The sequence below is a fragment of the Oscillospiraceae bacterium genome (genome assembly GCA_009780275.1).
Classification (GTDB): domain Bacteria; phylum Bacillota; class Clostridia; order Oscillospirales; family UBA929; genus WRAI01.
The window spans coordinates 138,821-150,362 of sequence record WRAI01000001.1; the positions used below are offsets into that span (position 1 = coordinate 138,821).

14 protein-coding genes are annotated in these 11,542 nt (G+C 48.2%); 10 read left to right on the forward strand and 4 right to left on the reverse strand.

What is annotated here, in order from left to right; all coding sequences use genetic code 11:
- Positions 1 to 50 precede the first annotated feature (50 nt).
- On the reverse strand, positions 51 to 1,145 hold the full coding sequence (gene ychF, locus FWE06_00605; GenBank protein MCL2545681.1) for a redox-regulated ATPase YchF: 1,095 nt from the start codon (positions 1,143 to 1,145) through the stop codon (positions 51 to 53).
- A 99-nt stretch (positions 1,146 to 1,244) separates the two neighbouring features.
- Here ychF and FWE06_00610 point away from each other — a divergent pair, with 99 nt between their 5' ends.
- The 5 genes from FWE06_00610 to fetB are packed head-to-tail and all read left to right on the forward strand — an operon-like array spanning position 1,245 to position 3,942.
- Positions 1,245 to 1,859: a thiamine diphosphokinase gene (locus FWE06_00610; protein MCL2545682.1), complete on the forward strand. Its 615-nt coding sequence runs from the start codon at positions 1,245 to 1,247 to the stop codon at positions 1,857 to 1,859.
- Positions 1,856 to 2,173, forward strand: a complete 318-nt coding sequence (gene hisI / locus FWE06_00615) for a phosphoribosyl-AMP cyclohydrolase (GenBank protein MCL2545683.1) — start codon at positions 1,856 to 1,858, stop codon at positions 2,171 to 2,173. The genes FWE06_00610 and hisI overlap by 4 nt, the downstream gene beginning before the upstream one ends.
- A complete protein-coding gene (gene hisE, locus FWE06_00620; GenBank protein ID MCL2545684.1) occupies positions 2,170 to 2,496 on the forward strand; it encodes a phosphoribosyl-ATP diphosphatase in 327 nt (108 codons plus the stop codon). The genes hisI and hisE overlap by 4 nt, the downstream gene beginning before the upstream one ends.
- A 50-nt stretch (positions 2,497 to 2,546) precedes the next feature.
- Positions 2,547 to 3,179: an ABC transporter ATP-binding protein gene (locus FWE06_00625; GenBank protein MCL2545685.1), complete on the forward strand. Its 633-nt coding sequence runs from the start codon at positions 2,547 to 2,549 to the stop codon at positions 3,177 to 3,179.
- Positions 3,172 to 3,942: an iron export ABC transporter permease subunit FetB gene (gene fetB / locus FWE06_00630; GenBank protein MCL2545686.1), complete on the forward strand. Its 771-nt coding sequence runs from the start codon at positions 3,172 to 3,174 to the stop codon at positions 3,940 to 3,942. The genes FWE06_00625 and fetB overlap by 8 nt, the downstream gene beginning before the upstream one ends.
- Positions 3,943 to 4,001: 59 nt before the next feature.
- Here the strand turns inward: fetB and FWE06_00635 are convergent, their stop codons facing one another.
- Together FWE06_00635 and FWE06_00640 are read right to left on the reverse strand one after the other, a co-directional pair.
- Positions 4,002 to 4,898 carry an ABC transporter permease gene (locus tag FWE06_00635; protein MCL2545687.1) on the reverse strand — a complete coding sequence of 299 codons (897 nt, stop codon included), beginning with the start codon at positions 4,896 to 4,898 and terminating at the stop codon, positions 4,002 to 4,004.
- Positions 4,895 to 5,821, reverse strand: a complete 927-nt coding sequence (locus FWE06_00640) for an ABC transporter ATP-binding protein (protein ID MCL2545688.1) — start codon at positions 5,819 to 5,821, stop codon at positions 4,895 to 4,897. Before FWE06_00640 ends, FWE06_00635 begins: the two co-directional genes overlap by 4 nt.
- Positions 5,822 to 6,122: 301 nt before the next feature.
- On the opposite strand from FWE06_00640, the gene FWE06_00645 reads away from it, so the two are divergent.
- Positions 6,123 to 6,962 (forward strand): YitT family protein, encoded by an 840-nt coding sequence (locus tag FWE06_00645; protein MCL2545689.1) that lies wholly within the window; start codon positions 6,123 to 6,125, stop codon positions 6,960 to 6,962.
- On the opposite strand, the gene FWE06_00650 is transcribed toward FWE06_00645, so the two are convergent.
- Positions 6,959 to 8,416 carry an ASKHA domain-containing protein gene (locus FWE06_00650; GenBank protein MCL2545690.1) on the reverse strand — a complete coding sequence of 486 codons (1,458 nt, stop codon included), beginning with the start codon at positions 8,414 to 8,416 and terminating at the stop codon, positions 6,959 to 6,961. The two genes, FWE06_00645 and FWE06_00650, sit on opposite strands and share 4 nt — an antisense overlap.
- Positions 8,417 to 8,536: 120 nt before the next feature.
- On the opposite strand from FWE06_00650, the gene FWE06_00655 reads away from it, so the two are divergent.
- From FWE06_00655 to FWE06_00670, 4 genes are all read left to right on the forward strand, one after another.
- Entirely contained in the window at positions 8,537 to 9,190 is a 654-nt protein-coding gene (locus tag FWE06_00655; protein ID MCL2545691.1) for a hypothetical protein, read from the forward strand.
- A 1-nt stretch (position 9,191) separates the two neighbouring features.
- Positions 9,192 to 9,749 carry a hypothetical protein gene (locus FWE06_00660; GenBank protein ID MCL2545692.1) on the forward strand — a complete coding sequence of 186 codons (558 nt, stop codon included), beginning with the start codon at positions 9,192 to 9,194 and terminating at the stop codon, positions 9,747 to 9,749.
- Positions 9,750 to 9,783: 34 nt separating this feature from the next.
- Positions 9,784 to 10,644 (forward strand): MBL fold metallo-hydrolase, encoded by an 861-nt coding sequence (locus FWE06_00665; protein ID MCL2545693.1) that lies wholly within the window; start codon positions 9,784 to 9,786, stop codon positions 10,642 to 10,644.
- 17 nt (positions 10,645 to 10,661) lie between these two features.
- On the forward strand, positions 10,662 to 11,542 hold an 881-nt coding region (locus tag FWE06_00670; protein ID MCL2545694.1), incomplete at its 3' end, for a hypothetical protein.

Consider the following 11,542-nt stretch of genomic DNA (forward strand, 5'->3'; position numbering starts at 1 on the left):
ATTGTGGCTTTATGGGTGGGTTGACCACAGCGCTATATATATGGTACAATCTAGATGTTAAACAAAAAGTTCACAATATCCCCATCTCTCATCACATAACCCTTGCCCTCGCTGCGTAGAATCCCCGCGTCTCTTGCTGCGGCAATGCTGCCGATTTTGACAAAATCATCATAGCTCACCACCTCGGCACGGATAAAGCCGCGCTCCATATCAGTGTGGATTTTACCGGCGGCTTGTGGGGCAAGTGTCCCATTAGTGATGGTCCAAGCGCGCACTTCCGGTGCGCCGGCGGTGAGGAATGAAATGTAACCAAGCAAGTCATAACCTGCGGCAATCAGTCTATCTAGTCCCGATTGTGCGATGCCCAATTCGTTCATAAATTCCAGCCGTTCGCCGTCGGCAAGCGTGGATAATTCGGCTTCTAGTTTGGCGCAAACGGGCAGGAGCTTGGCGTTTTCTTGGTCGGCAATAGCTTGTAGTGCGTTAAAATGTGCGTTTGCCTCAGGGTTTTGATAACCCTCTTCGTCCAAATTGGCGGCATAAATGGTGGGTTTGCCGCTGAGTAACGGCATGGAGTCAAGCAGACGTTGTACCTTATCATCGGCCTCAAAACTATTGGCGCTGCCGCCGTTGTCAAGGTGTGCCATGAGTTGTGTCAGTACTTCGGTTTCCCAAACAGCATTTTTATCGGCTGCTTTAATGAGCTTCTGCGCCTTGTCGCGGCGGCGCGTTACAATATCCAAGTCGCCCAGCGACAATTCAATATTAATGGTCTCAACATCCCGTGCCGGATCGGCATGGCCGTCAACGTGTACGACGTTGTCGTCGTCGAAACAGCGCACGACGTGCACAATGGCATCGACTTCGCGGATATGCGATAAAAATTGATTGCCCAAACCCTCGCCTTTGCTTGCGCCGCGCACCAGCCCGGCAATGTCAACGAATTCAATGGTCGCCGGTGTGATTTTTGTGGGGTTATAAACCTCAGCCAATTCGGCAAGCCGCACATCCGGTACGATAACAACACCGATATTTGGGTCGATGGTGCAAAACGGGTAGTTGGCAGCCTCTGCGCCTGCCTTGGTCAATGCGTTAAAAAGAGTGCTCTTGCCCACGTTGGGGAGTCCGACAATACCTAGCTTCATGTAAATTTTTCCTTTTGAGTTGATATAGGGGGCATGATTCTGCATCACGCTCTTATCAGTATACTAGATTTTGACACAGATGTAAACACGGAGGTTTGTATGTTGACTTGTTTGATTATGGGGGCGGGTGAATTATTTGCGTCACAATCGTTGCCGACGGTTGATTTAATCGTTGCCGCTGATGGTGGGCTGATGCATCTGCAAAAACTGGGCATTCAGCCCAATGTAATCATCGGTGACTTTGATTCGCTGGGCTTTACACCCGACGGCGAATGCGTGATTACCCTGCGGCGTGACAAGGACGAAAGCGATATGCGTGCCGCCATTGAGCGCGCTTGGCAAGCCGGCTGCCGCGAATTTCATATCTACGGCGGCACAGGTGGGCGGCTCGACCACACACTGGCGAACATACAATGCTTAGCCGATTTGGCGCAACGCGGCGCACGAGGATTTCTGTACGGCGAGCAGGAAATGATAACGTGTATACATAATGACGAGATGGCGTTTCCAATGGGCAGGGAAGGTACGATTTCGGCTTTCGCTCAAGGCGGCAATGCCGAAAATGTGACGCTATCTGGTTTAAAATATCCGTTAAAAAATGCTACACTGGAAAGTGCGAAGCCATTGGGACTGAGCAATGAATTTACTGGTGAAGAAGCTACGATTTCGGTGGAAAACGGGACACTGATGATAGTTTGGAGTGAAACACAATGAACATAGCAAATCTATTTATCAAATCTGACCTAATTCCCGTCATTGTGCAGGACGCCGATACAAACCAAGTCCTTATGCTGGGCTTTGTCAACCAACTCGCCTTGGAAAAGACATTGGAAACCCAAAAAGGGCATTTTTGGAGCCGTAGCCGAAATAAGTTGTGGTTGAAAGGCGAGACATCGGGTAATTTTTTGCACATTGTGTCTATCATTGCCGATTGTGATGAAGACAGTTTGCTGTATCGTGTAAACCCCGTTGGGCCAACGTGCCATACAGGGGAGACTTCGTGTTTCTATAAGGAGATTGCACTATGAACGATACCATCATCCAACTCTACAATACCATTCTGCAACGCAAGGCAGGGGATGGCGACGAAAAATCCTACACGCGCTACCTATTTGAGCAGGGCCTGAATAAAATTCTAAAAAAACTGGGCGAAGAATGCACCGAAACCGTTATCGCTGCCAAAGAGGATAATCAAGCCGAATTAGTTAATGAGCTTGCCGACTTGACATATCATATGCTGGTGCTGATGGCGTGCAAAGATGTGACGATTGAGGCGCTGTATACCGAACTGGACAGCCGCGCGGCTAAAATGGGAAACTTGAAAGAGATGAACAAAAAAGGGGCGCTCTAGGGCTGTCTATCCATACTAACATCAACGCAATTTTAAGAGGTAACCAAACAATGGCCATCTTCACACTCCGCAACGTGCAATTTCGGGACATTATAAACTATCCCGATTTAGAAATTACGGCACAAACGGCGACTTTCATCTGCGGCGAGAGCGGGTGTGGTAAAAGCACGTTGTTGAAACTGCTCAACGGCGTGATTTCGCCCGCTGGCGGCGCAATTTTCTATTGCGATAAACACCTCGACGAATACGACCCGATTGCCCTACGGCAGAATGTCCTGCTGTGCGGGCAGTCGGTGTTTTTATTTGCCGGTAGCGTACGGGATAATTTTGTGCAATTTTATCAATACCGCGACTTGCCGCCTTTGGATGATGAAGAAATGCTGGCATGCTTAAAGCTCTGCGCCATAGATTTTCAACTCGACGCCGTATGTGACAATATGTCGGGCGGTGAAAAGCAACGCATTTTTACAGCAATTTGCCTGTCGTTCCGCCCCGACGCGTTGCTGCTCGACGAGCCGACAAGTGCGCTTGATGACGCTACCGCACACGCCGTTATGGCGAATATCAAAACATTTTGTCGCGAGAATGGCATGACGTTGCTTGTCGTATCGCACCACAAAACGCTGGCCGAACAGTACGCTGACCATTTAATTGAACTGACGGGAGGTAATGCCAATGGATGATATCATTGCCTTAAATCTATGGCAATTCGCGCTGATTTACCTGCTGTTGATTGTTGTGCTTATCATTATGAAACGCTGCAAAATCAACCAAACTAAACTGCTCATTGTGGCAAGCCTGCGCATGACGGTGCAACTCGCGTTGGCAGGGCTGGTGCTGACCTATCTCTTTGAAAACCCGCACCCGCTGCTGACAGTGGCCGCCTTGCTGGTGATGACGGCATTCGCCATCTACACGGCATTGTCACGTAGCCGCGGCATCAATCGGCGATTCAAGGTCATTGTCAGCGTGTCGTTGGCAACAACGGGGCTTGCGGTGATTTGTTTTTTTATCATGGTCATCGTCGGTGTAAATCTATTCAACCCGCGCTATACCATTCCGATTGGCGGCATGATTTTAGGCAACGCCATGACGGGTGTGAGTCTTGGGTTGCGGAACTTTGACGAAAACTTGAAGTCTAATCGCGCCCGCATCGACACACTGTTAAATGTCGGCGCAACACCGCAAAAAATCCTGCTGCCGCTCGTCAACCGTTCTCTGGAAATGGCATTACTGCCCACGTTGAACTCGATGATTGGTATGGGTATCATCTCATTGCCTGGCATGATGACGGGACAAATTTTATCCGGCACAATGCCTATGACGGCGATTTTATATCAGATTGCCATCATCATCGCTGTATGTGCCGTGACGTGCTTGGCAGTGTTTTGCTCGCTGCATTTTGGCTATCGGACATTGTATAACAAGAGAATGCAGATTACCTAGTTCTGTTAAAGAAAGGCCGCCGGTTAAGGCGGTCTTTTGTTAATATCGATGCTTTTCCTTTACAGTTCAATGCTGTCCTTTACATTACGGTTCATCTTAGAGAAATCAACCCGCGCAAAGGCGATTGTCGAAAGTGTAAGAAATATCAATCCGAATGCCAACAAAATGCCAATGGAGGCCAACATACCGATATTTACACCGCCGGTGATGTATCTGACCTCGTGTATTACGTCACCGATTACGTATTGCTCGTTTACCACTGTACCTCCTATGTTAGCCGCCAATGTTTCGTTGACCAACTCATATGTCGGTGCGGTAAACCGTTCCATGACAATGGTGCGGAAGATATTGACAGCATAAGTCAAGGGGTTAAACGCCGCGATATTGCGCAGCAAGTTCGGCAGTCCAATGGTGGGCAAGTATGCGCCCGACAGGAACATCAAGGGCATGGTGAGTGCCATCGTAACGGCTTGGAAGGTTTGCAAATTCTTGGCCTTGCTGGCGATAAACAGTCCGAAGCCTGAGAATAGCAATCCGATGAAAACCATGGCGAGAATCGCCCAAACAACGGTTAGAGGCGATGAAACGCGCATGCCGATGGCAAAGCCGGCAACAAAAATCATCAAGCCTTGGAATGCTGAAATCGTTGCTGAGGACACAAATTGCCCGGCGGCGATATTTAGTCGCGAGATGGGCGAAACAAGCACTTCTTTCATGAAGCCGGACGTCATATCGTCGATGGTTGTGCTGCTGATGCGGAATGATGATTCAAAGACAGTAGCGATAATAATACCAGCCAGCATATAGGTTTCCGAGCCGTCGCCGAGCAGTGTGCGGAACATGTTGCCGAAGATGAACAGGAAGAAAAACGGAAAAACCAAGTTAAAAATCAGTGCCGGCTTGTTGCGCAAAAAGGCGCGCATATTGCGCTTCCACAAAGCAAAAATTATGCTCATGTTGGCTCTCCTTCCCGTATTTCGCGCCCTGTGATTTCGAGAAATACGTCATTTAATGTCCCTTTACGGATTTCAATGTCGGTAATATCGGCGTTGCATTCGGCCAGCACTTGCAAGATGCCGGGCGTGCTGTCAACATCTACGCGATGGAATTTTTCTTTTTTGACATAATGAATGCCTCGCGTGTCCAACAATGCCTCCAATGCCGGAGGGTTTTTGGTGGTGATATAGGCGCGGTCTTTGGTGTATTGCTTTTTCAGCCCAAATGGCGTGTCGTGTGCAATGATTTTGCCGTGGTCCATGATAGCAACCTTGTTGCAGACCTCAGCTTCATCCATATAGTGCGTGGTCAAAAAGATGGTGATATTCTTCTCTTTTTGCAGCCGCAGGACGTATTCCCACACATGGGCACGGGTTTGCGGGTCAAGCCCTGTCGTCGGCTCGTCCAAAAATAACACTTTGGGATAGTGAATCAGCCCGCGCGCAATCTCCACACGCCGTTTCATGCCGCCTGAAAGTGCCGATACCGTTTTTTTGCGTACTTCAAGCAAGTCGACCAATTCCAATACGAATCGTATCCGTTCTTCAACCTCGCATTTGGGCACTTTGTAAAAAACGCAGTGCATTCTGAGATTTTCCTCGACGGTCATCTTGGTATCCAGCGTGTTGTCTTGAAATACGACGCCGATGGTGGAGCGAACCTCGTTTTTCTGCGTGGTAACATCCTTACCGTTGATGGTTAGGCTACCCTCAGTCTTGTCAAAAATGGTGCAGAGTGTATTGATTGTTGTCGACTTGCCCGCGCCGTTTGGCCCGAGAAAGGCAAAAATGCTGCCCTCATCGACTGTAAAGCTGATGTCGTCTACGGCAGTAAACTTGCCGTAACGTTTAGTGAAGTTTTGTACTTCGATAATTGGTTGCATAGATTCCTCCGTACATAATGTTAATTCATGTGAAAGTTTATGTTGTATTCCATAAGTATAGCCGAAGATTGTATGTGTCGATAGTGACATTTGTCATGGTTTTATGTTTTTGACAAGAGGGCAAAAAACAGTATCGCACATTTTTGCCAAACGCGCAAGTTTTTTTTGTCAAGTGGTATGTAAACAAAGGTAAGTTGCATATTTACCTCTCTGTATGGTAGAATAGGCGTGTAAAGGCGAACTGTGTTTGCCCGCCACCTGTGCCGTGCGCGATAATTGTACATGATAAGGATGTATTTATATGTTAAACTGGTTAAAAAAACTCTTAGCAATCGTCTTTTCCATTGCTTTAATCTCCGCCGGCATCAACTTGTTTCTCGGCCCACATAACATTGCGGCAGGCGGACTGACAGGGCTTGCCATTATTTTAGAGGAGTTGTTTAAGTTAGACCGCTCGATGATCATTCTCATCGGTAATGGCATCGTGATTGTTGCCACGCTGATTTTTTTGGGCAGAGAAGTGTTCCTAAAAACAGCTATCGGTGCGTCACTGCTGCCGTTAGGCGTATGGCTTGTGCCACACTACATGGTCATTGAGGACGTTATGTTGTCAACGATGATTGGTAGTGTAATTTTCGCCGTTGCCGTGTCGATATTGTATAAAAATAATGCGTCGAGCGGTGGCACGATAGTCATTCCTTTAATTTTGAAAAAGTATTTTGGACTTAACACTTCAGTTGGACTGTTTATCGCCGACGGCATTGTCGTTACGCTCTGCTTGTTGGTGTTTAGTATTGAAGCATTCTTCTATGCCGTGTTTAGTATTTTCTTGACATCATGGGTTATGCATTATATCGAAACGGGCATGAAGAAAAAGAAAATCGTGTATATCATCAGTGATAAACACGAAGAAATCACCAACGATATCCTGCATGATATCGGGCGCGGTGTAACTATTTTGCCCGCTGTCGGCGCGTACAATAAAACGCCTGTTCAAGTGCTGATGATAACATTGCATCACAGCGATTACCGCCAGTTGCAGGCAGTGGTTGACAAATATGACAAAGAGGCGTTTATGATTACCAACACTGTGACGGATGTGCATGGTGAGGGCTTTACTTATGAGCCGGGGAGCGTCTAGAACCCCAAGTTCTCGACAAAAAGATCGTCAAACGCCTCGTCATTCCCAAAATCAATGTGTTTAACCTCTTGCACCATTCGTTCCACATCACGTCGCAAATCGGTGTTGAGCAACAATGCCATGCCACCCGATTGCGATGTATTGCCTACAAAATATATCTTGCCTGCGAATGCCGCGGGCAACATTTTTAGTTGTAACAAACTTCGCTCACTTACATGGTAGCCGAACGAGCCAGCGATTTCGACGCGCTCAATATCCTGCGGCGTAAGGGACAAGCGATCCAGCATGGCATCAATGCCGGCGCGAATCGCGCCTTTGGCGAGCTGCACTTGCCGAATATCGCCCTGTGTGAGGGACACATGAGGTGTAATGGTAAAGGCGTTGGACTTGTCGGAGAATCGCCCTGTGCTGTCTACGCGACCTGTTCGCACAAGCGCGGCGACAATATCTAACAATCCGCTGCCGCAGATACCGTTGGCATCGGTATTGCCAATTGTTTCAATAGTAATTGTGTCATCGTCGTTGAAAGCGAATCGCTCGATTGCGCCGATACTTGCCCGTTTGCCTTGCGAGATATTCATGCCCTCAAAGGCAGGCCCTGCGGCTGTGGATGTGGCCACCAGGTTGCCGTCTTTTGCCAGCACCATCTCGCCATTTGTGCCGATATCGATAAACAACGTTGTCGCCGTCGTTTGTGTCAGGTCGCATGCCAAAATACCGCAAGCAATATCTGCCCCGACAAAGGGTGAAACAATCGGCGGCATATAAATCTCGCCACCAATATTTAGTTTCCTTGCGGGAAAGTAACAGCCGCCCGTAATGTTGGGTGTATATGGATATTTGCCCAACGGTGTAGGGTCTGCGCCCACAGCAAGGTGCAGCATGACGGTATTGCCGCTGTATATCGCGTCCTTAATATCGCGCGGTGCAATGCCGATTTGTGCTGTTAAGCGTGCTATAGCAGCATTTAAGCTCTTAGTCAGTGTTGTATGCAAAGCACTCAATCCATCGTTTTGTCCCGCAAACTGTATGCGTGAAATCACATCTTGTGCATATTGTGTTTGCGGGTTGAGCAAGCTTTCAGTGGCGACTTTGGTGCCCGTTGCCAAATCGCACAATGATACAACCAGTGTCGTTGTGCCGATATCGACGACCAGCCCGTAGCCGTTGTTATAATGCGGGTTTAGCGCATGTGCTGTGCTGTGCCCGCTTGAAACAATTTGCAAGGTTTGGTCAGCTGTCGCCGATGTAGAAATAATACAGTCGCACGACAATGGCGTGCAGCAAGCCAATACAGTTTCGCCGTTGATGGCAACTTGGCATTTGCCACAAGTGCCATTGCCTCCGCAGGGTGACGCTAAATATACGCCGCCTTGTCGTGCGGCGTCGAGTGCCGTTGCGCCGCGTTGGGCGTTGACGGTAATGTTTTCGTTGTCGAAGGATACCTTTATCATGGTGCTATTATAGATGGCGCAGTGGGATTTGTCAAAAGGCGTCTTGCAGAAATGCGCATTGCACGTCGGCGAACAATGTGATATAATGCGATAAGCTTTATATCTTAGGAGGACATTATTATGAAAATGCGCAGCGGCGTAGCGGTCATTGTTGGCCTTATCATCATCGGCTTTACCACGGCGGCTTACTTCTTGCTTGACTTAGGCAATAACGCGGGTTTTGAGCGGGCATTCTTGTTTTTGTGGGCATCACAGATTGTTTGTTTCGGCGGCATTGCCGTTATGGGTAGTGTTAACGGCAGGACTATCACGCGCTCGGGCGTGAGTGCCGTGTTGATGGCATACTTCTTGGCAACCCTAGTATTCACGCCGTTTGCCGGTTTGCTTGCCGACAACTTAAATTGGCTGACACTGATGCAATTGCTCATCATCGCGATTGCGCTGATTGCGCTGGTCATTGTGGGCTTCGCCACCATAATGGCCGACAGCAGCAATTATAACCCCGAAGCCGACCACGTTTTTACACAAAAATGCGGCAAGCGTATCTTCAAACTCATGCAGTCGCCGCAAGGCAGGAAATTTGAAATGCAGCTGAAAGCCCTGCATGCGCAGATCCAGTCACTGGAAATCAAAGGGATCAGTGCGGCAGATAACGCCGTGGCGGGCAAAGTTGGCGAACTGGAAGATTTTGTTATGAGCGGTGTGGAAGCTGCTGACGGCGAGATTGAAGAGTTGACAGCGGCAGTTATCCAGGCATTTAGAGGGGGCGTGTAATATGATGAATTCGCCTAAACTAAAGCAGGGCAGGGCCATGCAAACGTGGGGCATTTTGCTGGCGTGTTTCGGTGCGTTGTACTTACTCATGGCGATTACCGGCGAGCCTGAGATGCTTGTTGCGGCGTTTGTTTTTGGTGTGCCGGGCGTGATACTGATCGCGTTGGCGCGCCCAAAACGCAAACGCGCCAAACGCTACAAACAGTACATGATATTCATTTCGGGCGGTGATGAGCGTAATATTGACATTATTGCGCAGATGACAAAGGTGTCGTCCGAACAAATTATGGAAGAGTTGCCGCAACTGGTGATGGCAGGACTATTGTACGACGTGCAGATCAATCGAGAGAAACGGCGCATTGAGCGCCCGGCCACCGATGCTCGCAAAGTTGAGCAAAAATTAAAAGCAGCCCACACGGAAGGCGTACAAAGAGGGGACGCAATACCGCGACATAAAACAATCTCCTGCCCCGGATGCAGTGCTAACACAGTCGTGGCTTTTGATGAGGTTGTTGAGTGCAAATATTGTACCACGCAATTGGCGTATAATTTAGTGTAAGTGTGCAGGGCGAGCGCCATTCGGAGGTGAGCTGTTGAAAATAAAGTTTTTGGGAACGTCGGCGGCGTACTCGAATCCGTTGCCGTTTTGTAACTGTATCTTATGTGCTAAGGCAAGAAAATCGGGCGGCAAAGATTTAAGGAAACGCGCGTCGCTGCTTATCAACGAAAATTTACTTATCGATATGAATGAAGACTTAGCGTCGGCGTCGTATATGCATAATGTTGATACGACAAAAATTCGTCATTGGCTACAAACGCATTCTCATTTCGACCATTTTAGCCCGGGCCATTTGATTACGCGGATGGATGAGTTTGCTACCCAAAATATTCAACCCTTATCGCTTTATGCCTCGTCAAAATGTATACAGCGTATGTCAGAAAAAGCAGGCAAAACAGCATGGGATGGGGTGAATTTATTTGCGCCGGAATGGCAAAGTCGGTTAAGTCTAAATGTCACCGGCGTTAATCATGGTGAAGAATTTAAGTGCGGTCGTTACTTGGTAACAGCACTCTATTCGGCGCACGACGTCAACGACGGCTCATATCTTTGGCTGGTCAATGACAATTCTCGGCGACTGTTTTATGGTATAGATGCCGATGAGAAATCACTGAGAGAAGACACTTTGAAATATCTCTCGGACAACGGTATTTCCTTGGATGTCGTTGTGCTAGACCACACATACGGGCAGGTAAAGGCAAACGACCATCTGAATACAGACAGCTTTATCGCTGCCATACAAGAAATGAAGAAACGGCATATTATCAATGACGGCACAAAAATCTTTGCGTCACATATATCCCATGAGGGCACATTGCCTCATGATGAGTTTGCTGCATTTAGTAAACAGCATGGATATGACATTGCCTTTGACGGATTAGAGTTAGAGGTTTAATAGTGCGAGGATCATTTATGAAACGCTTTGCGATGATAATATTATTTGCGTTGTGTTTGTTTGCGGTCGGCTTTTTTGCCGCGTGTCATATTATCGAGGAGGTAGATGGGTGTTCGCCGATGTTTGCGGCAGAGGCAGAGCCGTCAAAGGCAGCGCAACTGTCTCAAGTAAAGCAAATCCATGCCGGTGAAAGCAGTTCTTTTGTCTTACTGGAGAACGGCGAACTTTGGGGTTGGGGCGCAGATGTCAGCGGCTGTAATCCCGATGCATGGCTACGGTCGTCTTGGGGTGAAAATGAACAACGAGAGCCATACATAGAACACCGCTTGTTGATGGACGGCGTTGCAAATTTTTCGGCAGACTCAAATCGCGTTTGGGTAGCTACTGATGATGGCGCATTGTATGTATGGGGTCAAACTTGGGATGATGGGTTTCGCAACATCTATGATAACAAAGACGATAGAGTGCGGTTAATGGACAATGCCGTCATGGTGTCGAACGGATATGTTATTTGCACCGATGATATACTTTGGCTGTGGCGGCAAAATTATAGAAACACATTTGATGACGTTATGCCGCAGCTTATTAAAACAGATGTCGTCTATGTTTCCGCAGGTTGGGCGAGAACGGCACTCACTCGTGATGGAACATTGTGGGGCTGGGGCGACAATCGCTGGGGACAAATTTGCGCCGATTCAGGTGAGCATATTTATACGCCGCAAAAGATGGCGGAAAATATTAACGCTGTTTCTGCCGGGCGGAATCAAATAATTTCAGTTGCCATTGACGGCACATTGTATGCGCGCGGCGAATGGCGGCGAAGAACCGGAGCGGTTGTTGCAAGCAATGAAGTAACAATGGATAATGTAGCATACGTTTCTGTTGGATCAAACCACAG